This is a genomic window from Pseudomonas sp. SHLD1, assembly GCF_028640935.1.
Taxonomy (GTDB): domain Bacteria; phylum Pseudomonadota; class Gammaproteobacteria; order Pseudomonadales; family Pseudomonadaceae; genus Chryseomonas; species Chryseomonas aestiva.
Window position 1 is genome coordinate 305,657 of sequence record NZ_JAQZAD010000023.1, and the last position, 22,229, is coordinate 327,885.

A 22,229-nucleotide genomic window follows, 5' to 3' on the forward strand; every position below is an offset into this window, starting at 1 on the left:
AGCGCATTCGCGCGGTTGCCCGACAGGCGGCAAGATGCCCGCACGTTTTTGGAGAACCGCCATGCGCTCGGTCAGCACCCTCACTTCCGCCGCTCTGTTGTTGCTGGGCCTGGGCTGCATCGCCCAGGCACTCGGCAACCCGCACCCGCAACCGCTGATCCTGGCGGCCGTCGTCTGCCTGGTGGCCTTCGCCCTGCAGGAACCCGACGCGCTCCCCCTACCTCAGTCGCTGCGCGCCTGACGCTCACGCAGCTGGCGTTTCAACTGTTTCAGCGCCCTCGCTAGCGCCGCCGGATCCGGCGGCCGACCGGCATAGCGCTGCGCCTGGAATTCCGCGGAGAACGCCATGATCGCCACGCGTGACGCCGGCAATTCGGCCATGGCGCGCGCGGCGAAGCTGCCGGCGGGCTCGCCGCCTTGCCGCTTCACCCCCTGGCGCGCCAGCAGGCCCTCGAACTGGCCGAAGCGCGTCAGCAGGGGATCCCGCGTTCGCTGCCAGGGCTTGAGCACCAGCAGCGCCATCACCCCGAGGACGCCCAGCACCACGCCTGCCAGGAGCAGGGCCAGGCGTTGCAGCGAGCCCTCGCCGAGCAGCCGCTTGAGCACTTCGCCCTGGGTGTCTTCCTGATAGTTGAGCACCCAGCGCTGCCAGCCGTAGTTGATGCGATCCCAGCCCAGACGCAGGTCGTTGAGCCAGGCCAGGTTGCGATAGCGATTGGCGGCGAAGGGATTGTCGGCGAGGAATTCACTGGCCGCGCCCTGGGCCGCCAGGGCCTCCTGCAGGCCACGCTCGATCCGCTCGGGCGCCACCTGGGCGGTAGGATCGACGCTGATCCAGCCGCGTCCTGGCAACCAGTATTCCACCCAGGCATGGGCATCGAATTGCTGCACCAGCAGGTAGCCACCCGCCACGTTGAATTCACCGCCCTGGTAGCCCGCCACCACCCGCGCGGGGATGCCCGCCACCCGCAGGGCAAAGGTCATGGCGCCGGCATAGTGGGCGCAGAAGCCACGATGGTTGTCGAAGAGAAAAGCGTCGATGGCATCGACGCTCGCCGTGGGCGGCTGCAGGGTGTAGACGAAGGGCTGCTGGCGGAAATAGGCCAGGATCGCCTGGGCCAGGGCCTCGGGTGTCGACGCGCGGGTCTTGAGCTGGGCCACCCAGGCACGGGTACGCGGTTCGCCGCCACTGGGCAGCTGCAGCGCGCGCCGCTGGCTGGAGGCGGACAGCCGCTCAGGCTCGCGGATTGCCTGCGGCCAGCTGGAAACCCGGTAGAGCAGCGCCTGGTCCACCGGGCGGCGGCGCTGCAGGTGGAAGTCACTGGCCAGGCGCACGTCGCGCTGATCGCTGCGCGCCACGTCCAGGCCATAGAGCCAGGGCCGACCGCTCGGCTCCATGACCACCTGATAATCCAGCCGGGCTCCGCCAGGCGTCCAGGCCGGTTCCGGACTCCAGGCGGTATCGGGATCCACCGACCAGCGCGCGCCATCGAAGCGCTCGTAGGTGGTGGCCCGCCAGTAGAGGTCGCGCTGCGCGGGCCGGTCGCCGGCGAAGCTGACCCGGAACACCCGCTCCGCGGATTGCGACAGCTGGGCGATCTCCCCGGGGGCCATGCTGTCGCCCAGTCCGGTGCGCGCCTGGTCGCCCGGTTGCGGCAGCGACCACAGCGGACCGATCCGGGGAAACACCAGAAACAGCAGCAGCATCAGGGGCACCGCCTGCAGCAGCAGGGTACCGGCGACCTTCAGCGTCGCCAGCGGCCGACTGGCCAGGGCGCTCTGCTGCAGACCGATCAGCGCCGCCACCAGGGCGGTCACCGGCAGCAGGCTGTAGAGCGCGGCGAGCAGGCCGTCCTCGAACAGGTAGGCGATCACCACCGCGAAAAAACCCAGGTAGATCACCACCAGGGCATCGCGGCGGCTGTGCATCTCGATCAGCTTGAGGGCGAAGGTCACCAGCAGCAGCACGGCACCGGCGTCCAGGCCGATGAAGGAACCGCGTGACAACCAGATGCCGCCCATGGCCAGGAGCAGCAGGCCGCCCTTCTCGATCCGCGTCGGCGCCCGCACCTGCATGCGGAACAGCAGCACCCGCCAGCCGGCGCAAAAGGCCCAGAGCAATCCGACCCAGGGCGGCAGATGGGTGAGATGCGGCAGGATCACCAGGGCCTGGGCCACCAGCAGCCAGATCAGGGCGATGCGCGGAATGGGTTGCGGCACGGCGGTGCTCATGTCGGCCGTCCGAACAGGGCCAGGGCCTGCAGCGCCGCGTCACGCTGGCTCTCGCCGGTGGCGGGCGCCAGCTCCACCCCGGGCAGGCGCAGGCCAAAGCGCAGCTGGTGGGCGCCGCAGTCCAGCACCGCCTGGCACAGCCAGGACAGCCGGGTCTCGGTGTCCCCATCGAGTACGCTGAAATCCAGCCAGAGTTCGCTGCCGGCCAGGGCGGTGAAGTCCTTGACCAGCAGGCCCTGCCCCCGGGAAAAGGCCTTCCAGTCCAACCGCCGGCGCGAATCGCCGGAGTGATAGGGGCGCAGACCCTGGAAGTCGTCGGCGCCCTGCCCCGCCTGGCGCTGGCCTTCCTCGCCTCCGGCATCCTGGCCACTGCGCAGCGGCGTCGTGGTCGCCAGTGGCTGCGGATAGACCAGGGCACGCACGTCCAGGTCCAGCCAGCTCCAGGCGACGAACAGGCCGAGGGGAAAGCGGCTCTCCACCCGCAGCCGTCCGGGCCTCAGCCAGCCGCGGCTCGGCGCCGGGTGAAAGATCTGCAGGGCGACGCTCTCCGCCGCCGGTACGTCGCTGAGCACCAGCGGCTCGTTACGCCAGCCCAGGCCGATGCCCTGGTGCGCGCGGCCACTGCTCTCCAGGCGCAGGCGAAATCCGGCGACCTCCCCGGCGAACACCGGGCTGGCGCCGCCGCCGACCAGTTGCAGGCCGGCCAGGTTGCGATAGGTGTGCAACATGGCCACCAGCGCCAGGGAAAACAGCAGGAAGGTCAGGCCATAGGCCAGGCTGTTCTGGTAGTTGATGCCGGCCAGCAGCATCAGCAGCAAGGCGATGGCGAAGGCGCCGCCCTGGCGGGTGGGCAGGATGAAGATGCGTCGCTGATCGAGGGTGATGCGATTGGCCGGTGGAATCCGCCGTGTCAGCCAGCCGTCTCGATAGCGCTGCCAGGCGCCGCCGGTCACAGCGCCGGGACTTCGCGCAGCAGCCACTGCACTAGGGCGCCGCCACCGTGCCGGGCAGGGTCGGCGATGTCGCGCAGGCGATGCCCGGCCACCGCCGGCAGCACCGTCTGAACGTCCTCGGGCAGCACATGGTCGCGCCCCGCCAGCAGTGCCCAGGCCCGCGCCGCGGCCAGCAGCGCCAGGCTGCCGCGCGGCGACAGGCCCAGGGCGAAGGAGGTCTGGGTGCGGGTGGCCTCCACCAGGCGCAGCACATAGTCCACTACCGCCTCGCTGGCGTGGATACGCGGCACCTCGGCCTGGATCAGCCGCAGCTGGGCGTGATCCAGCAGGGGCTCCAGCCGCGGCAGTTGCTCGCGTCCGGAACCGCCGAGCAGCAGCGCCCGCTCGGCGGCGCGCCCGGGATAGCCGAGCGACAGGCGCATCAGGAAGCGATCGAGCTGGGATTCCGGCAGGGCGAAGGTGCCGCCCTGGGAGATGGGATTCTGGGTGGCGATGACAAAGAAGGGATCGGGCAAAGGCCGGGTGGCGCCCTCGATGGTCACCTGCCCCTCCTCCATGGCTTCCAGCAGCGCGCTCTGGCTCTTGGGCGTGGCGCGATTGATTTCGTCGGCCAGCAGCAGTTCGGCGAACACCGGCCCGGGATGGAAGACGAACTGTCCGCTGTCGCGATCGAACACCGAGGTGCCGAGGATATCGCCGGGCAAGAGGTCAGAGGTGAACTGGATGCGCTGGAAGGACAGCCCCAGCACCTTGGCCAGGGCATGGCTGAGGGTGGTCTTGCCCATCCCGGGCAGGTCCTCGATCAGCAGGTGACCCCGCGCCAGCAGGCAGGCCAGCGCCAGCCTGACCTGGGTTTCCTTGCCCAACAAAACGCCGTCTACCGCCTTGAGACAGGCGTTCAACCTATCGTGCATGCCCTGAGGTCTCTCGCCTTGCGCCGACACGAGAAGGCGTCGGCCTGCAGAACGAGAATAGCAGCACCTTTTGCCGGCGACCGCCGCCCCGGAGGTTTACCGCTTATTTCAGGGTGGCGAGGATCTCTTCCACGGCGCGGGCCGGATCGGCGGCGCGGGCGATGGGCCGGCCGATCACCAGGTAGTCGGAGCCGGCATCCAGGGCTTCACGCGGGGTGAGGATGCGGCGCTGGTCGTCCAGGGCACTGCCGGCCGGACGGATGCCGGGCGTGACCAGTTGCAGCGTCGGCTGCGCGGCCTTGAGCGCCGAGGCCTCCTGGGCCGAGCAGACCAGACCGTCCAGGCCAGCGCGAGCGGCCAGACCGGCCAGGCGCAGGACCTGCTCCTGGGGATCCACGTCCAGGCCGATGTCGGCCAGGTCCTCGCGCTCCATGCTGGTCAGCACGGTGACACCGATCAGCAGCGGCTTGGGACCCTGAAAGGCCTCCAGGGTCTCGCGACAGGCGGTCATCATGCGCAGGCCGCCCGAGCAATGGACATTGACCATCCAGACGCCCATCTCCGCCGCGGCCTTGACCGCCATGGCGGTGGTATTGGGAATGTCGTGGAATTTCAGGTCGAGGAAGACTTCGAAGCCGCGCGTGCGCAGGGCTTCCACCACGCCGGCGGCGCTGGCGGTGAACAGCTCCTTGCCGACCTTGACCCGGCAAGTGGCGGGGTCGAGGCGGTCGGCCAGCGCCAGGGCGGCGGACGACGAAGGGAAATCCAGGGCGACGATGATGGGAGACTGGCAGGCGGACATGGGCGCTCTCGGCAAAACGGCAAAGGCCGGCATTTTCGCAGAAAAGCGCCGCGCCGGCACTTGGCCGCTGTCTGCATGCGCTCCCCTCCTTCAACTCGGCTTGAGCAATCGCTCGCGCAGCCAGTTGCCCGCCGGCCCCAGCGGCCGCCGGCGCGACCAGACCACATCCACCGCCACCCGCTGCGGCCAGCCAGGGACGGCCAGTTCCACCAGGCGGTCCTGACCGAAGTTCGTCACCAACCAGAGCGGCAGCTCGGCCCAGCCGAACCCCTGCACGGCCATGTCCAGCAGCAGCAGATAGTCGGGCGCCGACCAGCAGCGCCCGCGGGTGTCCGGCAGACGGCAGACCTGCTGGGAGGATTCAATCACGGTGCTCAGACGCAACAGGCGATAGGGTGCGAGGTCAGCCGTGGTGACCCGCGACAGCGCCGCCAGCGGGTGATCGGCAGCCACGTACAGGCCAAAGGTCACCAGGCCATCCAGGGTCGCGGCCTCGATATCCGCCGGGTACGGCGGCTGACCCGCCAGCAGGCCCAGGTCCGCCCGCCCCTGTACCAGGTTGAGCACATCGGCGTCTTCGGCGATCAGGCATTCGAATTCGAGATCCGGATAGCGCTGGTCCAGCTCGGCCAGGAGCGCTTCATAGCGGGTGGGCTGGTAGGTATCGGAAATCACCAGCGTCAGGCGGGGCTCCACGCCGGCCGCGAGCTGGGTGGCGCGATTGGCCAGGCGGTCATGGGCCGAGAGCACGGCACGGGCCTGGTCGAGCAGTTGCTCGCCGGCCGCCGTCAGCACCGGGTAGCGGCCCTGGCGATCGAACAGCGGTAACCCCAATTCGTCCTCCAGCCGGGCGATGCTTTCGCTGATACTGGACTGACGCTTGCCCAACACCCGGGCCGCCGCACTGAAGGAGCCTGTCGCGGCCGCCTCGACGAATGCCTCGAGGGCTTCGGCATTGGGATACATATCGGCTCAGCCTATGGAATCCATTTTGATCTCCCCAGCTTAACCGATGAGACTGAGGGCCTGTCCATCGTGGAGTCGTCTCATGTCCATTCCGCTCACCCAGCGTCCCGCCAGTGCCCGCGTGCTGCATGCCCTGCTCTTCGAAGGCATCGCCGTGCTGCTCGCCACCCCGACCCTGGCCTGGCTGCTGGATCGCTCACTCGGGCACATGGGCCTGCTTACCGCTGCCTTTTCCGCCATCGCCATGCTCTGGAATCTGATCTTCAACCTGGGCTTCGATCGACTGCAGGAGCGCCTGGGCTTCAGCCGTGGCCTGGGTGTCCGGCTGCTGCACGCCCTCGGCTTCGAAGGGGGATTGATCGTGGTGCTGGTGCCCCTGGCCGCCTGGTGGCTGTCCATCGGTCTCTGGCAGGCGCTGCTGCTGGACCTGGGACTGATCCTGTTCTTCCTGCCCTATACCCTGGCGTTCAACTGGCTCTACGACCTGGGTTACGCCGCCTGGGCCAGACGCACGAATGCGAGCTGCCGGGCGCACTGACAGCCGCTCCCGTGGTCGAAGCGATATAGCCACTCAAGGAGAAGAAAGATGCCCTGGTATGCCTGGTTGATCCTGCTGGTCGCCATCGGCTCGGTGGTCGGCAGCCTGCTCATGCTCAAGGACACGGCGCGCAAGGTGCCCTTGACCGACGAACAGAAATCCAAGATCCGGCAGCGCAATGCCGAGATGGATGCCAAGGAGGCCCAGGACCGCTGATCGCGCACCCTGGTTGTCCGGACGAAGCCCTGCCACATCACGTGCGGCAGGGCTTCGTGGTCTCAGGACTCCAGCGGGACCTTGGTGTTGACGTATTCCGGCACCTCCGCCAGTGGGAGGCTGCGCACCTGCTCGCGGGTTGGCCCCTGGCGCTTGGGTAGCGGCTCCAGGGATTGCGGTTGACCGCTCTGCAGGGCGCGCTCGATGGCCGCCAGCACGCGCACGTCGCGCCAGCCCTCCTCCCCATCCATCTCCGGCTGGCGATCCTGAAGAAGGCAATCTGAGAAATAGGCCGTCTCGCCGCCGAAATGATCCACCACCGGCGCCTTGAACTCTGCTGTCTCCCCCTCCACGGTCAGGCGATAGCCGATGGCGACGCCTTCGCCGAAACCGAAGCACGGTGAAGCCTCGATCTCGCCCTTGCGACCCACCAGCTGGAAGCGCTCGGTGTTGGGGCCGCTGAAGCTGACGGAAAACGTCGCCAGCCGCTCCTCGGGAAAGCGCAAGGTCACGGTCACGGCATCCCAGGTGGTGATGTCGCGCCCGGGTGTCTGCACCCCGACCGCACTGACTTCGATGGGCTCGTCACCAAAGAGCGACCGTACGGCATTGAGTGGATAGGGCCCCATGTCGGTAACGGGGCCAGCCCAGAAGCCGCTCTGGGCGCGGTGGTTGGCCGTGTCGACCGGCTGGGTGAAGGTCGAGGTGAACAGGCGCGGATCGCCGATCTCGCCGTTGCGCACCCGCTCGATCATTTCCACCGTGCCCGGCTCGCAGTGCAGCCGATAGGCGATCATCAACTTGGCTCCGGAGCGCGCAGCCGCGGCGTTGATTGCCAGGCATTCTTCCTCGCTGATCGCCATGGGCTTTTCCAGCAGGACGTGAATGCCGGCGTCCAGCGCCGGTACCGCGAACTCCAGATGGCGAAAGTTGGGCGTGGCCAGGTAGATCGCATCGATCTCGCCGGAAGACAGCAGCGCCGGGAATTCTTCGTAGGTATAACTCTTGAGACCGTACTTGGCGGCCAGATCCCGCGCCTTGACGGGATCGCCGGTAACCAGGGCGGTCATCTCGGAATTGCTGGTCTGGCCAACCCCGGGCATGAAGGCGCCCTGGGAAATCCAGCCACCGCCTACCACTGCATAACGGATCTTGCCTGTCGCACTGGGCATGGAACGCTCCCGAATCCGGGCAGACGTTGTGTCCGCCACCTGAACTGTCGGCAAGCGTTGCGGCGATGAAGTTCCGGGCCGGTGTTCAGTACCGACCACCTGGCAGCAACGGACTAGCGCCGAAAGCGCAATTCGACCTCCGCCCCTTCGAAGTCGTCGCTGCGATCCCGACTGATCACCCGACCGCCCAATTCGAAACGACCGGGGTCGCCCTCCTTGCGAAACAGCTGTGGCAGCAGACCTGCCTCGGCGACGTTGTTGTCGGCCTTGCCTGCGCCCAGGCGGCGAGTGCTCACCGACTGGGACGCAGCCGCTTCACCGGGCACGCTGAGGTCGAGCGGATGGGCGACAGCCGGCGCCGGCTTGGGCACGGCAGCTTTTTTTAGGTGGCTGTTCCTGGCCAGGTCCTGCTTCTTGGGTGGCGGTGCAGGCAGCACGAAGGCCCTGGTCGGGAGCGGGTCCAGGCGGTAGGCGCGCAGATCGGCGGCGCTGCCCTGGGGTTCGGTTGCCACCGAAGGCTTCGGCGCTGCTGGCGCTGGAGCCACGGTTGGAGGCGCCTTGGCCGTGGCGGGCGGTGACTCGTTATCGCAGCCCGCCAACAGCAGGGTTACGGCCAGCGCCGTCGTTGCCAGGTATCCACGCATGGGCTCACCACACTCAGGGTGTCGCGCCCGGAGCAAGGCACCGGGCGCGACAGGGGTCAGTCTCTACAACCGACTCCGCCGCCCTACAGCGGGTTCCAGGCGTGCCGCTAGGCGGCCAGGCTTTCCTGGCAGAGCTGACGGGCGAGCAGCCCAAGGGTCATCAGCGCCCGCTGGGCATCGCGCCCCCAGGGCAGACCGCAATTGAGGCGGATGCAGTGATTGAACTGGTCGGTGTTGCTGAAGATCATGCCCGGCGCGATGCTCACCCCCTGATCCAGGGCGCGCTGGTGCAGCAGACGGGTGTCCACCCGCGCCGGCAGGCTGACCCAGAGGATGAAGCCGCCATTGGGCCGGCTCATCTGGGTACCCTCGGGAAAGTGCTCCTGGATCGCCAGCTGGAAGGCGGTCATGTTGCGTCGGTATTCCTGGCGGATGGCCCGCAGGTGGCGGTCATAGCCGCCGTTCTCCAGATAGGCGGAGACGCCCATCTGGGTCACGCTGCAGGCGGAATGGGTGGTAAAGGTCTGCAGGCGGCAGATGTCTTCCTGGTAGGGCCCGGCCACCACCCAGCCGATGCGGACGCCTGGCGAAATGGTCTTGGAAAAGCTCGAGCAGTAGATGACCCGACCCTGCTTGTCGAGCGCCTTGAGCGCCTTGGAGCCGCTGTCGTAGGTCAGCTCGCCATAGATGTCGTCCTCGACGATGACGATGTTGCGCTCGGCCGCCAGCCTGAGCAGCTGCTTCTGCCGCGCCTCCGGCATGCTGCCCCCCAGTGGATTGCTCAGGCGCGCGGCCACCACCAGGGCCTTGACCGGCCACTGGCTCGCGGCCAGCTGCAGCGCCTCGACGCTGAGCCCGGTTTCCGGATCGCAGGGGATCTCGATCACCTTGAGCCCCAGCACCTCGGCCAGCTGCAGCAGCCCGTAGTAGGACGGCGATTCGGTGGCGATCAGATCGCCCGGCTTGGTCAGCACCCGCAGCGACATCTGCAGCGCATCCACGCAGCCATGGGTGATCACCACCTCTTCCGGACCCACCACCACCCCCGCATCGCGCAGGCGGATGGCCACCTGGCGGCGCAGGGGCTCGTAGCCCGGACTGTGCAGATAGGAAAAGGCCGCGCGAGCCTGGAAACGGGTCACCTTGGACAGTTGCTGGTGCAGGGCCCGCAAGGGCAGGTAGTCGGGCTGGGGGACCGCCATGCCGAGGGGCACCACGCCTTCCCGCCGCGATTCCGCCAGCACCTGGTTGATGATGCCCGCGCGGGTCACCAGGCTGGGCCGTTCCACCGTGGCGATGTCCGGCGTCGGCGCGGTCAGCGCCGGGGTCTGGTGCACATAGAAGCCCGACTGCGGCCGGGCCCGGATCAGCCCCTGGTCTTCCAGGGTGGCATAGGCCTGCAGGACGCTGGCATGGCTGACGCCCAACTGCTGACTCAGCTTGCGCACCGACGGTACCCGTTCGCCGGGCTTGTAGACCCCCGTGCGGATGTCGTTCGCCAGTTGCTGGGCGATGCGCTGGTAGAGCAACAGATTGGTCATGGCGTCTTCCTGGACGAAAGCGGAACAGTAGCAGGCTACCCTGAAGGTATACCGGTACAGCTAGGCCCGACCTTAACCCTTCCCTTCCCGGGGCGGCAATGTCCAAAAACGACAAGGAACCGGCGCACCCCTCCTTGACGCCAGGGCCTCTGCCAGAGGCCTTGCCGCGCCCATGAAAAAGCCCGCCAAAGGGCGGGCTCTTGCACGGGGGAGGGCCTCAGATGGCCTTTTCCAGCTCGGGGATCAATTCGAACAGGTCACCCACCAGGCCGTAGTCGGCCACCTGGAAGATCGGTGCCTCCTCGTCCTTGTTGATGGCGACGATCACCTTGGAATCCTTCATGCCTGCCAGATGCTGGATGGCCCCGGAGATGCCGACGGCGATGTACAGCTGCGGCGCGACGATCTTGCCGGTCTGGCCGACCTGCATGTCGTTGGGCACGAAGCCGGCGTCCACCGCGGCGCGCGAGGCGCCCACCGCTGCGCCCAGCTTGTCGGCCAGGGCGTAGAGGATCTTGAAGTTGTCACCGTTCTGCAGACCGCGACCACCGGAGACCACCACCTTGGCGGCGCCCAGCTCGGGCCGGTCGGACTTGGCCAGCTCTTCGCCGACGAAGCTGGAGATGCCGGCATCCTTGACCAGGCCCACGGCTTCGATGGCGGCGGAACCGCCCTCGGCGGCGACCGGATCGAAACCGGTGGCGCGCACGGTGATCACCTTGACCGGCGCCGTGGAGCGCACGGTGGCGATGGCGTTGCCGGCATAGATCGGCCGCTTGAAGGTGTCGGCGGATTCGACGGCGATGATCTCGGAGATCTGGTCGACGTCCAGCAGCGCGGCGACGCGCGGCAGGAAGTTCTTGCCATTGGTGCTGGCAGCGGCCAGGACGTGGCTGTAGTTGGCAGCCAGCTCGACCACCAGCGGCGCGACGTTTTCTGGCAGCTGGTGAGCATAGGCGGCGTTGTCGGCCAGCAGCACCTTGCCAACGCCGGCGAGCTTGGCGGCGGCGTCGGCGACCGGCTGGGCGTTCTGGCCGGCGACCAGCACATGGATATCGCCGCCGATGGCCTGGGCCGCAGCAACGGTGTTCAGGGTAGCGCCGAAGAGGTTGGCGTTGTCGTGGTCGGCAATGACGAGAATGGCCATCAGATCACCTTAGCTTCGTTCTTGAGTTTTTCGACCAGCTCGGCCACGGACTTGACCTTGATGCCCGCCTGACGACCCGCCGGAGCTTCCACCTTGACCACCTCGTAGGAGGCTTTCACCGCCACGCCCAGGGCGTCCGGGGTCAGGGTTTCCAGCGGCTTCTTCTTGGCCTTCATGATGTTGGGCAGCGAGGCGTAGCGCGGCTCGTTGAGGCGCAGGTCGGTGGTCACCACCGCCGGCAGCTTGAGCGCCACGGTCTGCAGACCGCCATCGATCTCGCGAGTCACGCTGAGGCCGTCGGCGGCCTGCTCCACCTTGGAGGCGAAGGTGCCCTGGGCGAAGCCGGTCAGAGCGGCCAGCATCTGGCCGGTCTGGTTGTTGTCGCTGTCGATGGCCTGCTTGCCGAGGATCACCAGCTGCGGCTGTTCCTTGTCCACCACGGCCTTGAGCAGCTTGGCGGTGGTCAGCGACGACAGCTCGGCGGTGCCGGTGTCGATCAGCACGGCGCGATCGGCGCCCAGTGCCAGGGCGGTACGCAGTTGTTCCTGCGCCTGGGCGGGACCCGCGGTCACGACCACGATCTCGCTGGCGATGCCCTTTTCCTTCAGGCGCACCGCTTCTTCCACGGCGATCTCGCAGAAGGGGTTCATGGACATCTTGACGTTGGCCAGGTCGACACCGGTCTGGTCGGCCTTGACGCGGACCTTGACGTTGTAGTCCACCACGCGTTTGACAGCTACGAGAACCTTCATGAATCCCTCGATTTATTCTGGTGAATAAACAGGACGCCAAGGCGGCCTTGCGTTGGACACGACCCCTGTCGGTCCACACCGTGTTGCAAATCCTTCTTATGTTGACCTCCACGGCAGCAGGGGTCAACGCGACAGTCCGTCAGGGGCCAGTAACTCCCGAGTCTAACAGGCTTGCAGAAAATTTAAACAAACGTTTGAATGGGTGCCAGGGAGCACGCCGGATATAATGAAGTCTTTTGTTGCACCCCTACATAAATAACCAGATCGTGAGTTTTGCCTGAGGAGAGTGAGCCGTGGAACGCGAATACATGGAATTCGACGTTGTGATCGTCGGGGCCGGCCCCGCGGGCCTGTCCGCGGCCTGTCGCCTCAAGCAGCAGGCGGCCGAAAACGGCCAGGAGATCAGTGTCTGCGTGGTCGAGAAAGGCTCCGAGGTCGGTGCCCACATTCTCTCCGGCGCCGTCTTCGAACCCCGCGCCCTGGACGAGCTCTTTCCCAACTGGAAGGAACTCGGCGCGCCCCTGAACACCCCGGTCAAACGCGACGATATCTACCTGCTCAAGGGTGATCGCCAGGCGACCAAGGTGCCGAATTTCTTCGTGCCCAAGCCCATGCACAACGAGGGCAACTACATCATTTCCCTGGGCAATCTCTGCCGCTGGCTGGGCCAGCAGGCCGAAGCCCTGGGCGTGGAGATCTATCCGGGCTTCGCTGCCCAGGAGCCGCTGATCGATGAGCAGGGCGTGGTGCGCGGCATCATCACCGGAGACCTGGGCGTGGATCGCGAAGGCCAGCCCAAGGAGGGGGTCTACACCCCCGGCATGGAACTGCGCGGCAAGTACACCCTGTTCGCCGAAGGCTGCCGGGGCCATCTGGGCAAGCAGCTGGGCCAGAGATTCAAGCTCGGCGAAGGCGCCGATCCGCAGCACTACGGCATCGGCATCAAGGAACTGTGGGAGATCGATCCGGCCAGGCACGAGCAGGGTCTGGTGATCCATACCTCCGGCTGGCCGCTGGACAAGGAGAACCCGGGCGGTTCCTTCCTCTATCACCTGGAAGACAACCAGGTGGTGGTCGGCCTGATCGTCGACCTGGCCTACAGCAATCCGCACCTCTCGCCCTATGACGAATTCCAGCGCTACAAGCACCACCCGGTGGTGGCCCAGTACCTGGAAGGTGGCAAGCGCGTCTCCTACGGCGCCCGTGCCCTGGTCAAGGGCGGCCTGAATTCCCTGCCGAAGATGGTCTTCCCCGGTGGCGCCCTGATCGGCTGCGACCTGGGCACCCTCAATCCGGCCAAGATCAAGGGCAGCCACACCGCCATGAAGTCCGGCATGCTCGCCGCCGACGCCATCGTCGCCGCCCTGGCGGCCGGTCGCGAAGGCGACGAACTCCAGGGTTACGTCGATGGCTTCAAGGGCAGCTGGGTGCAGGAAGAACTGCACGCCAGCCGCAACTTCGGTCCGGCCATGCACAAGTTCGGTCCGCTACTGGGCCCGGCCTTCGCCTTCGTCGAGCACAACCTGCTGGGTGGCGCCTTGCCCTTCACCCTGCACGATCGACGCATGGACCACACCTGCCTGAAGAAGGTCGACGAGGCGCCGCGCATCAGCTATCCCAAGCCGGATGGCAAGCTGAGCTTCGACAAGCTGTCCTCGGTGTTCCTCTCCAACACCAACCACGAGGAAGACCAGCCGGTTCACCTGAAGCTCAGGGATCCCTCAATCCCCATCGCGCAGAACCTGCCGCTGTACGACGAACCCGCCCAGCGCTACTGCCCGGCCGGGGTCTACGAGGTGGTCCGCGACGGCGGCGAGCCGCGCTTCCAGATCAATGCCCAGAACTGCGTCCACTGCAAGACCTGCGACATCAAGGACCCGGCGCAGAACATCACCTGGGTGGCGCCGGAAGGCAGCGGTGGTCCCAACTACCCCAACATGTAAGCGTAAAAAAAGGGCCCCTCGGGGCCCTTTCTCTATTCAGCGGGCGCGACGGGAAAGAAGCTGCCGCGACTCCAGAGGCCGAGCCAGGAGCGGCCCTCGTGGGTGCCCTCCTCGACCCTTTCCATCAGCCGATAGAACACCGCCCGGTTGAGCCGCGCCTCCAGACCGCCGCGCACTCGCACATAGGGCGCCGGCTGGTCATCCTGCTCGGCGAAGCGCAGCGGATGCTCGGCATCGACGGCGACCCTGTCACCCACATTGGTAAGGAAATCGAGCGCCTGGTCTGTTCCGTCGCCACGCCATTCGACATCCACGGCCAGAAAGGGCACATCCTCGACCTGGATGCCCACGCACTCCACCGGCGTCACCAGTACATAGCGCTCGGGATCGCGGCGCAGGATGGTGGAAAACAGCCGTACCATGGCCGGGCGGGTGATGGGCGTGCCCTGGTGATACCAGGTGCCGTCCCGGGCGATGCGCATGTCGATGTCGCCGCAGAACGGCGGATGCCAGAGCTCCACGGGCGGCAGCTTGCCGTCCTCAGCGACTGGCAGCTGCGCCAGCAGATTCCGCGTCACGTCAATCTGGGTCACGCCCTTCTCCTCTACCGGGAGCCCAAACCAAGCAGGCGTTGGGCATATTCGTTGAGCGCCGGTCCGAGCAGGTCTTCCGGGCGCTCGTCATAGAACGTCAGGAAGCCGCCACGACTGCGGATCCGCGCCGTGTCCACCAGGCGGAAGGTAGCGGTCTCCACCAGCATCATCTGCACGACGCTGCGATCGCGCCCGACCCGGCCGATGTCGTCCTGGTCTTCCCATTCCTCCCAGGTGCCGATGCGGTCGTCTGCGCCGGCGAAGCGGGTATAGAGCACATAGTGGGCCCCGAGCTGGCGGGCCTTGGCCATGGCCTCGTCGAAACCCTCCGGTTTGTCTGCTCTCCTTACCCGCGGAAAGTACTCCACAAAGCCTTTGAAGGCCTCTTCCGCCACCACGTTCGGGCGGGCATAGGGATGGCCCACGGGCACGAAGGCACCCTGGGCTATGTAGATGTAGGAGTCGGCCTGTAGCCGAAAGTTGTTCAGCCGCTGGGTCTTGCTGTAGTCGAGCAGCCCCGCGTCGCGCAGGTGGTACTCGACACCGGACGCCATGTCGCTGACGTTCATGCAGCCGCCCAGGCAGGCCAGCAGCACGGAAATGAATAGAAAACGCAGTTTGACCATGAAGAGCAGACCCCTGTCCGGCGCCAAGTTGTCGTCGATACAGGGGCCTTAGCAGCTTTCGCGCCAGTTCGAGGCGCAGCCGGTAGATCAGCCGCCGATGATCTTCATCACGGTCACGCCCCCCGAGAAGGCCACCTCCTGCTTGTCGCCCAGGGCCTTGACCAGCAGCCGCTGCAGCGCTGGCAATGCCAGGTGACGCGGCTTGTCCAGCAGATCGCCGACATAGTGGCGGTTGCTCGACGACAGGCAGCCGTGCAGCCAGCCGGTGGACGACAGGCGCAGCCGCGAGCAGGTCCGGCAGAAGGGCACGCTTTCGTTGGCGATGACGCCGAAGTGCCCGCCCGACTCGACGCGATAGCGCAGCGCCGTGGAATCCACCGGCGCATCGGCCTGCACATAGGCATGGCGCGAACCTATGATCTCCAGCAATTCGGCCAGGGGCACCAGCTGGTTGTTGAAGGTCGCGGGATTCTTGGCCAGGTGCCCCATGCGCATCAGCTCGATGAATCTCAGCTCGAAACCCCGCTCCAGGCAATAGTCCAGCAGCGGCAGCACCTGGTCGAGATTCTGGCCACGCAGGGGCACCATGTTGAGCTTGATCTTGAGACCGGCGGCCCGGGCCGCTTCCAGTCCGGCCAGCACCGTGGCCAGATCGCCCCCCCGCGCCAGACGCGGAAAGGCTGCGGCATCGAGGGTGTCGAGGGAAACGTTGAGGCGACGGATACCATGGTCGATGAGGAAATCCAGCTTGCGTGGCAGCAGCTGACCGTTGGTGGTCAGGCTGATGTCCTTGAGGCCGAGCTGTGAGACCCGGGCGAGAAAGGGTTCCAGCCGCGGCGTGACCAGGGGTTCGCCCCCGGTGATGCGCAGCCGTTCGATACCGGCGGCATCGATGAGGTATTCCACACCCCGGGCCATGGTTTCGGCACTGAGTTCGTCCTGCGCCGCCACGAGCCGCTTGCCGTCGGGCACGCAGTACGTACAGGCATAGTTGCAGGCCGCCGTGAGGCTGATCCGCAAGTTGCGAAACGCCCTACCCTGGCGGTCAACGATCATCTTGGGGGTACTCCAGTGGGACAAGAGAAAAGGGATGGCGCGGCATCCCTTGCCTCTATCGGACCCTAGGATCGGACAGGCGTTTCGACGTCTCGCTTGCGGCGGTTGCCCATGCGCACGCCGATCTCCATGAGGAACTGGAAGAAACCTTCCTGATCCTCCAGCACGTCGCGCCAGAACGGCGAATGGTAAAGGGCCACGGCCCCGTGCACCAGCGCCCAGGCGGCGCAGTAATGGAAATAGGGCGGTACGTCCTCGAGCTTGCCTTCGTCGATCCGGCCTTCGATCAGACTGGTCAGCCGCTGGAAGTTCGAGGTGCGGATGCTGTGCAGCTGCTCGACCAGTTCGGGCACCTGACGCGTCTTGACCACCTTCTCCTCGAGTCGATCGAACAGGCGATAGCGCTGCGGATCGCTCATGCGGAATTCGAAATAGGCGCGGGAGAGCGCTTCGCGGTCGCGGGCGACGTTGTCCGACTGGAACAGCTCGGCCAGGTCCCGCTCGTAATCCAGCATCAGGCGCAGATAGATCTCGGCCTTGGAATTGAAGTGCTTGTAGATGGTGCCTTTGCCGATACCGACCGCCTCGGCGATCATCTCGACGGTGACGCTGTCTTCTCCTTCGGAGAGAAACAGCTGCAGGGCGGTATCGAGGATTTCCTGTTCGCGGCGACGGAACTCGCGGACTTTGCGGGATTCTTTCTGCATGGCAGCCCACTTGTTGTTTTGAAAAGGGATAGGGCCTTCGAATCGCCAGTCACCCCTCGGCATACCGGCACTTCGTCACACCTTGGGCGAGCTGCACCGAAAGCATCGGTGAACCGCGCGGGCGCGCCCCTTATTATGCCCCATCACACCCAGATTGTACGGATCGAGTCAATGTCTTCCTGGAAGCACGAATTCCCTCAGGCCTACGCCATGAGATACCTCAACCACGCGGCCGTGGCCCCGTGGCCCAAGCGCGCTGCGCAGGCCGTCACCGAATTCGCCGCCGAAAACTGCCAATACGGCGCGCGCAACTATCCGACCTGGCTGGTCATGGAACAGCGCCTGCGCGATCGCCTGACCCGCCTGCTCAATGCGCCGTCCAGCAGCGACATCGCCCTGGTGAAGAACACCTCGGAAGCGCTCTCCTTCGTTGCCTTCGGCCTGGATTGGCAGAGCGGCGACCAGGTGGTGATCAGCGATGAGGAGTTCCCCTCCAACCGGGTGGTCTGGGAAGCCCTGGCCCGCTTTGGCGTCGAGGTGGTGGAAGTCAGCCTGGGTGACACTCCCGAGGCCAATCTGCTGGCTGCCTGCGGCCCGCGCACCCGACTCATGGCCATCAGCGCCGTGCAGTACGCCAGCGGCCTGCGCCTGGACCTGCCCCAGCTGGGCCAGGGCTGCGACGCCAAGGGCGTGCTGCTGTGTGTCGACGCCATCCAGCAACTGGGCGCCCTGCCCTTCGATGCCCAGGCCTGCAACTGCGCCTTCGCCATGGCCGACGGTCACAAGTGGATGCTCGGCCCGGAAGGCCTGGGCGTCTTCTATTGCCGCGCCGATCTGCGCGAGCAGCTGAAGCTGCACGAGTACGGCTGGCACATGCTGGACAACGCCGGCGACTACAGCCAGCGCGAATGGCAACCGGCCAGGACGGCGATGCGCTTCGAGTGCGGCAGCCCCAACATGCTCGGCGCCGTGGCCCTGGAGGCGAGTCTGTCACTGCTGGAGGATGCCGGCATGGAACAGGTGGGCAAGGACCTGCTGGCGCGGATCGAGCTGCTCGACAGCCATATCCGCCGCCTGCCCGGTGCCGTCCTGCATTCGCCGGCCAACGTCGAGCGGCGCTCGGGCATCCTCACCTTCTCGCTCGAGGGCTGGGACAACCGCCAACTGTTCGAACGTCTCAAGACCGCCGACGTGGTCTGCGCCCAGCGGGGTCCGGGCATCCGCCTGTCGCCCCATTTCTATACCAGCGAGCACGTACTCGAGCAAACGCTGGATCTGGTCGGGGCACTGGCGCGCTTCTAGGGGTCTGAAAGGCCCGGGATAGCCAGTGTCGGGCCAGCGCTATTCCAAAACTGTTTAAAAAACGTCCAATCCCGACTGGACCTTTTTCCGAGCTGACCAATACTCAAGTGACTGGTCGCGTCGACCCCCGCGGCGCGGGCCAGGCAGGCGGCTCTCCGTCCAGGCGAACCGCTGGTCCGGCCCGGGTATCCCAGGATACCCGGGCCATTTTTTTGCCTAGAGGATGGCGCGGGGAAACAGCCGCCGGAAGTTGGCCGTGGTCTGCTCGGCCAGGGTCTCCAGACTGGTGCCTCGCACGTCGGCCAGGCACTGGGCGACCTCGACCACGAATTGCGGCAGATTGGCCTTGCCGCGGTGGGGCACCGGCGCCAGATAGGGCGAATCGGTTTCCACCAGCAGGCGATCGGCCGGCACCTGGCGCGCGACGTCGCGCAGGTCGCCGGCGTTGCGGAAGGTCAGGATGCCGGAAAAGGAAATGTAGAAGCCCAGGTCCAGGGCGGCCTTGGCCGTCGCCCAATCCTCGGTGAAGCAGTGCAGCACCCCGGCGCCCGGCAGGTCAGCGGCGCCCAGCATGGCCAGGGTGTCGGCCCGCGCTTCGCGGGTATGGATCACCAGGGGCAGCGCCGTGCGGCGGGCCGCCTCCAGGTGCAGGGCGAAGGAGCGCTGCTGGATCTCGGCGGTGTCCGGCTGATAGTGATAGTCCAGCCCGGTCTCGCCGATGGCGACGACGCGGGGATGAGCCAGCCGCGCCAGCAGCCAGTCGAGATCGATGGCACTGCCCTGGGCCGCATCCAGCGGGTGGATGCCCACCGCGCAGTGGACGTCGGCATAGCGTTCGGCCAGGGCCTGCACCGTGGGAGCGTTGCCGGCATCGACGCCGATGCAGAGGAACTGGCTGACGCCCCGGGCGCGCGCGGCATCCAGCGCTGCGTCCAGGGAGCCGTCGTGAAGGGATAGATCGAGTCGATCCAGGTGACAGTGGGAGTCGACGAAATGCACGGAAAATAGCCTTGAATCAGCAGCGACGCCCCCGCCCCGAGCGGGACGGCGCAGGCATCACATGGTATGGGTGGGACGGTCCGACTTCAGCGAGCCGGCCAGATAGGTTTCGATCTTGTTGCGCGCGGTATTGTCGCCTTCGTTGAACTGCACACCGACTCCGGCGGCTCTATTGCCCTGGGCGCCCTTGGGGGTGATCCAGACGACCTTGCCGGCGACCGGGATCTTGTCCGGCTCGTCCATCAGGTTGAGCAGCATGAAGACCTCGTCGCCGAGCTTGTAGGTCTTGCCCGTCGGAATGAACAGACCACCGTTGCGGATGAAGGGCATGTAGGCGGCATAGAGCACCGACTTGTCCTTGATGGTGAGGGACAGGATGCCATTACGGGGGCCCAGGTTCTGCGGCAAACTCATGAGATTCTCTCGAGACAGGCAAGACGAACGCGCGGATCGCTAGCGCCCGGGCACCAGGCCGGCCCAGCGGATCAACAGCGATTCCAGCAACAATACGCGGTTGAGGTTGGCTTTGCCCAGCACCTTCTGCCGCTCGGCATGCAGCCATTCCTGCAGGGCCAGCACCGTCTGCGGCGCGCTCTTCTCGGCCAGATAACCCAGTACCTTGGCCATGTCCGGTGCGGCTTCGGCATCGGCACCACCCCACTGCTGGCGCAGGACGCCATGGGTCCATTCGCAGAACCAGTCGAGCAGCAGCGGCAGCGGCACGGCGTTCCAGCTCTCGGCCAGCTGACTGGGCGCCGCCTGGCGCTTGAGCAGGCGCTTCACCCCCTCCACCACCAGGGCTCGACGGGCGAGCACGTCCTCGCCATGCAGGCGCAGGGCCGCCAACGGCGAGCCGCCGGCCAGCACCAGCAACTGGATGCGGATCTCTTCCTCAAGGTCCGGCAGGCGCTCACCCAGCCAGGCGAGACTCTCGGCGCGCGAGGGCACCGGACAGGCCTGCTGCACGCAGCGGCTGCGCACGGTGGGCAGCAGGCGACTCGGCTGGTGACTCACCAGCAGCAGCACCGTAGCGCCCGAGGGCTCCTCCAGACTCTTGAGCAGGGCGTTGGCGGCATTGAGGTTCATCGCCTCGACCGGCTCTAGCAGGATCAGCTTGCGCCCGCCCAGCTGGGCGGTCTGGGTGACGAAGTCCACCAGGCCGCGGATCTGATCGACGCGGATGGGCTTCTCGGCCTCTTCCGGCTGGATCACGCAGTAATCGGGATGGGTCCCGGCCCTGAGCAGGGAACAGGCCTTGCACTGGCCGCAGGCGGCATCGCCCTGGGGCGCCTGGCACAGCAGCAGGGCGGCCAGGCGTTCCGCCAGATCACGCTTGCCGATGCCGCGCGGGCCATGCAGCAGATAGGCATGGGGATGCTGCCGCCGGGGCGAGATCCGCGCCCAGAGGTCCTGCTGCCAGGGATAGACGTCAGCCACCGAGCGTCGGCTCCAGGGTGGCGACCAGGGCGCGCAGCTCCGCCTGTACCTCGGCCAAACTGCGCGAGGCATCGATCAGGCGATAGCGGGCCGGCACGGCCCGGGCGCGATCCAGATAGGTCTGGCGCACCGCCTCGAAGAAGGCGCGCTGCTCCTGTTCGAATCGGTCCAGGGCGCCACGCCGGGCGGCACGGGCCAGGCCGATGTCCACCGGCAGGTCGAACACCAGGGTCAGATCGGGTTGCAGGTCGCCCAGCACGAAGGCCTCCAGGGTAGCGATGCGCTCGACGGGTACGCCGCGGCCGCCGCCCTGGTAGGCATAGGTCGCATCGACGAAGCGATCGCAGAGCACCAGGGCACCCCGCGCCAGGGCGGGCCGGATGACCTGGGCCAGGTGCTGGGCGCGCGCGGCGAACATCAGCAGCAATTCGGTATCCACGGCCATCGGCTCGGCCGCTGGCGCCAGCAGGATCTCGCGGATGCGCTCGGCCAGCGGCGTACCACCCGGCTCGCGGGTCAGCACCACCTCGCGCCCGCTGGCGCCGAGAAGTTCGGCGAGATAGTCGCGGTTGGTGCTCTTGCCCGCACCCTCGGGACCTTCGAGGGTGATGAACAGACCGTTTGCCGTCATGGGGTTTCCTTGGTTTCGGACGTCTGCGGAGCGGGACTGGAGCGATAGTCGGCACGTCGCTTGAGCTGGAAGTCGCGGACCGCCTGGTTGTGCGCCTCCAGGTCCTTGGAAAAGACATGGCTGCCGTCGCCACGGGCGACGAAGTACAGGCTGTCACCCTCCTTGGGATGCAGCGCCGCATGGATGGCCTCGCGACCGGGCATGGCGATGGGTGTCGGCGGCAGTCCCGCGTTGAGATAGGTATTGTAGGGCGAGGGCTCGCGCAGATCGGCGCGGGTGATCCGGCCGTTATAGCGGTCGCCCATGCCATAGATCACGGTGGGATCGGTCTGCAGCAGCATGCCGGCCGCCAGTCGCCGGACAAAGACCCCGGCGATCTCGTCGCGCTCTTCGGGGACGCCCGTTTCCTTTTCCACCAGCGAGGCCATGATCAGCGCCTGGTAGGCGTCCTTGTAGGGCACCGCGGGATCACGCGCCTGCCATTCCTGATCGAGCACGGACTGCAGCCGCTGATTGGCCTGGCGCAACAGGTCGGATTCGCGCTGGCCCTTCACATAGCGATAGGTATCCGGAAAGAAACGTCCCTCGGGGTGCTGGCCGTCCAGCCCCAGGCGTTTCATCAGGGCCGCATCGTCCAGCTCGGCGGTGTCGTGGTCGAGCTTGGGCTGGCGCGCCAGCGCAGCGCGAACCTGGCGGATATTCCAGCCCTCCACCAGGGTGAGGCCGTATTGCACCACCTCGCCCTTGCGCCAGAGGCTGAACAATTGCTCCACCGTCATGCCCGGGGTCAGACGGTATTCGCCGCTGTGCAGCGTCTGCCCGGCCAGATTGAAGCGCCAGTACAGGCGCAGCCAGAAGGCGCCGTCGAGTACGCCCTGCTCTTCCAGGCGCAGCAGACTGCCGCCCGGGGTCCCGCCCTTGGGGATCTCGATCAGTTGCTCGCCGTCGACTTTCAGCGGCTGAATCAGTGCCTGGTGCTGGCGCCAACCGGCCAGGACCAGCAGCAGGCCACCGGCGGCCAATACCGCCGTAAGCAGAGCTCTCGCCTTGCGCATCGG

At 66.6% G+C, this 22,229-nt stretch carries 24 protein-coding genes; 5 read left to right on the forward strand and 19 right to left on the reverse strand.

Features of this window, described 5'->3' with window-relative positions:
• The first annotated feature begins 61 nt into the window (after positions 1-61).
• Positions 62-241, forward strand: coding sequence for a hypothetical protein (locus PVZ77_RS17525; protein WP_273807799.1), 180 nt, complete (start codon positions 62-64; stop codon positions 239-241).
• Here the strand turns inward: PVZ77_RS17525 and PVZ77_RS17530 are convergent.
• From PVZ77_RS17530 to PVZ77_RS17550, 5 genes are all read right to left on the reverse strand, one after another.
• Positions 223-2,232 (reverse strand): transglutaminase TgpA family protein, encoded by a 2,010-nt coding sequence (locus PVZ77_RS17530; RefSeq protein ID WP_273807800.1) that lies wholly within the window; start codon positions 2,230-2,232, stop codon positions 223-225. The genes PVZ77_RS17525 and PVZ77_RS17530 overlap by 19 nt on opposite strands.
• A complete protein-coding gene (locus tag PVZ77_RS17535) occupies positions 2,229-3,185 on the reverse strand; it encodes a DUF58 domain-containing protein (RefSeq protein WP_273807802.1) in 957 nt (318 codons plus the stop codon). Before PVZ77_RS17535 ends, PVZ77_RS17530 begins: the two co-directional genes overlap by 4 nt.
• The gene (locus tag PVZ77_RS17540; protein ID WP_273807803.1) at positions 3,182-4,099 is read right to left on the reverse strand and encodes an AAA family ATPase; all 918 of its coding nucleotides are present in this window, start codon (positions 4,097-4,099) and stop codon (positions 3,182-3,184) included. Before PVZ77_RS17540 ends, PVZ77_RS17535 begins: the two co-directional genes overlap by 4 nt.
• Before the next feature lie 103 nt (positions 4,100-4,202).
• Positions 4,203-4,901 (reverse strand): orotidine-5'-phosphate decarboxylase, encoded by a 699-nt coding sequence (pyrF, locus tag PVZ77_RS17545; RefSeq protein WP_273807804.1) that lies wholly within the window; start codon positions 4,899-4,901, stop codon positions 4,203-4,205.
• Between the two features lie 90 nt (positions 4,902-4,991).
• Positions 4,992-5,867 carry a LysR family transcriptional regulator gene (locus tag PVZ77_RS17550; protein WP_273807805.1) on the reverse strand — a complete coding sequence of 292 codons (876 nt, stop codon included), beginning with the start codon at positions 5,865-5,867 and terminating at the stop codon, positions 4,992-4,994.
• Between the two features lie 82 nt (positions 5,868-5,949).
• Between PVZ77_RS17550 and PVZ77_RS17555 the strand changes: the two genes are divergently transcribed.
• Together PVZ77_RS17555 and PVZ77_RS17560 are read left to right on the forward strand one after the other, a co-directional pair.
• Positions 5,950-6,405: a multidrug/biocide efflux PACE transporter gene (locus PVZ77_RS17555; protein WP_273807806.1), complete on the forward strand. Its 456-nt coding sequence runs from the start codon at positions 5,950-5,952 to the stop codon at positions 6,403-6,405.
• Positions 6,406-6,453: 48 nt separating this feature from the next.
• Entirely contained in the window at positions 6,454-6,621 is a 168-nt protein-coding gene (locus PVZ77_RS17560) for a DUF2897 family protein (protein ID WP_017641898.1), read from the forward strand.
• Positions 6,622-6,683: 62 nt separating this feature from the next.
• Here PVZ77_RS17560 and PVZ77_RS17565 read toward each other — a convergent pair whose 3' ends face one another.
• The 5 genes from PVZ77_RS17565 to PVZ77_RS17585 all read right to left on the reverse strand — a co-directional run bounded on the left by PVZ77_RS17565 (position 6,684) and on the right by PVZ77_RS17585 (position 11,877).
• Positions 6,684-7,793: a Gfo/Idh/MocA family protein gene (locus PVZ77_RS17565; protein WP_273807807.1), complete on the reverse strand. Its 1,110-nt coding sequence runs from the start codon at positions 7,791-7,793 to the stop codon at positions 6,684-6,686.
• Positions 7,794-7,906: 113 nt separating this feature from the next.
• The gene (locus tag PVZ77_RS17570; RefSeq protein ID WP_273807808.1) at positions 7,907-8,305 is read right to left on the reverse strand and encodes a hypothetical protein; all 399 of its coding nucleotides are present in this window, start codon (positions 8,303-8,305) and stop codon (positions 7,907-7,909) included.
• Between the two features lie 239 nt (positions 8,306-8,544).
• The gene (locus tag PVZ77_RS17575) at positions 8,545-9,978 is read right to left on the reverse strand and encodes an aminotransferase-like domain-containing protein (protein ID WP_273807809.1); all 1,434 of its coding nucleotides are present in this window, start codon (positions 9,976-9,978) and stop codon (positions 8,545-8,547) included.
• Positions 9,979-10,195: 217 nt separating this feature from the next.
• A complete protein-coding gene (locus tag PVZ77_RS17580) occupies positions 10,196-11,125 on the reverse strand; it encodes an electron transfer flavoprotein subunit alpha/FixB family protein (protein ID WP_273807811.1) in 930 nt (309 codons plus the stop codon).
• Positions 11,125-11,877, reverse strand: a complete 753-nt coding sequence (locus tag PVZ77_RS17585; protein ID WP_273807812.1) for an electron transfer flavoprotein subunit beta/FixA family protein — start codon at positions 11,875-11,877, stop codon at positions 11,125-11,127. The genes PVZ77_RS17580 and PVZ77_RS17585 overlap by 1 nt, the downstream gene beginning before the upstream one ends.
• Before the next feature lie 293 nt (positions 11,878-12,170).
• On the opposite strand from PVZ77_RS17585, the gene PVZ77_RS17590 reads away from it, so the two are divergent.
• Complete coding sequence (locus tag PVZ77_RS17590; protein ID WP_273807814.1) at positions 12,171-13,820, forward strand: electron transfer flavoprotein-ubiquinone oxidoreductase; 1,650 nt, start codon at positions 12,171-12,173, stop codon at positions 13,818-13,820.
• A 32-nt stretch (positions 13,821-13,852) separates the two neighbouring features.
• Here the strand turns inward: PVZ77_RS17590 and PVZ77_RS17595 are convergent, their stop codons facing one another.
• From PVZ77_RS17595 to PVZ77_RS17610, 4 genes are all read right to left on the reverse strand, one after another.
• A complete protein-coding gene (locus PVZ77_RS17595) occupies positions 13,853-14,413 on the reverse strand; it encodes a DUF1285 domain-containing protein (protein ID WP_443218009.1) in 561 nt (186 codons plus the stop codon).
• Positions 14,414-14,424: 11 nt separating this feature from the next.
• Positions 14,425-15,039: a DUF4823 domain-containing protein gene (locus tag PVZ77_RS17600; RefSeq protein ID WP_273807815.1), complete on the reverse strand. Its 615-nt coding sequence runs from the start codon at positions 15,037-15,039 to the stop codon at positions 14,425-14,427.
• Between the two features lie 87 nt (positions 15,040-15,126).
• Positions 15,127-16,095: a GTP 3',8-cyclase MoaA gene (locus PVZ77_RS17605; RefSeq protein ID WP_273807816.1), complete on the reverse strand. Its 969-nt coding sequence runs from the start codon at positions 16,093-16,095 to the stop codon at positions 15,127-15,129.
• Between the two features lie 65 nt (positions 16,096-16,160).
• Positions 16,161-16,802, reverse strand: coding sequence for a TetR/AcrR family transcriptional regulator (locus PVZ77_RS17610; RefSeq protein WP_007160588.1), 642 nt, complete (start codon positions 16,800-16,802; stop codon positions 16,161-16,163).
• Positions 16,803-16,973: 171 nt separating this feature from the next.
• Between PVZ77_RS17610 and PVZ77_RS17615 the strand changes: the two genes are divergently transcribed.
• A complete protein-coding gene (locus PVZ77_RS17615; protein WP_158892633.1) occupies positions 16,974-18,104 on the forward strand; it encodes an aminotransferase class V-fold PLP-dependent enzyme in 1,131 nt (376 codons plus the stop codon).
• A gap of 216 nt (positions 18,105-18,320) precedes the next feature.
• Here PVZ77_RS17615 and PVZ77_RS17620 read toward each other — a convergent pair whose 3' ends face one another.
• The 5 genes from PVZ77_RS17620 to mltG are packed head-to-tail and all read right to left on the reverse strand — an operon-like array spanning position 18,321 to position 22,226.
• Entirely contained in the window at positions 18,321-19,103 is a 783-nt protein-coding gene (locus PVZ77_RS17620) for a TatD family hydrolase (protein WP_273807817.1), read from the reverse strand.
• A 57-nt stretch (positions 19,104-19,160) separates the two neighbouring features.
• Entirely contained in the window at positions 19,161-19,517 is a 357-nt protein-coding gene (locus tag PVZ77_RS17625) for a PilZ domain-containing protein (RefSeq protein ID WP_017641886.1), read from the reverse strand.
• Between the two features lie 39 nt (positions 19,518-19,556).
• Complete coding sequence (locus tag PVZ77_RS17630) at positions 19,557-20,540, reverse strand: DNA polymerase III subunit delta' (RefSeq protein WP_273807818.1); 984 nt, start codon at positions 20,538-20,540, stop codon at positions 19,557-19,559.
• Positions 20,533-21,171 carry a dTMP kinase gene (tmk, locus tag PVZ77_RS17635; RefSeq protein ID WP_273807819.1) on the reverse strand — a complete coding sequence of 213 codons (639 nt, stop codon included), beginning with the start codon at positions 21,169-21,171 and terminating at the stop codon, positions 20,533-20,535. The genes PVZ77_RS17630 and tmk overlap by 8 nt, the downstream gene beginning before the upstream one ends.
• On the reverse strand, positions 21,168-22,226 hold the full coding sequence (mltG, locus tag PVZ77_RS17640) for an endolytic transglycosylase MltG (RefSeq protein WP_273807821.1): 1,059 nt from the start codon (positions 22,224-22,226) through the stop codon (positions 21,168-21,170). Before mltG ends, tmk begins: the two co-directional genes overlap by 4 nt.
• Positions 22,227-22,229: the final 3 nt, after the last annotated feature.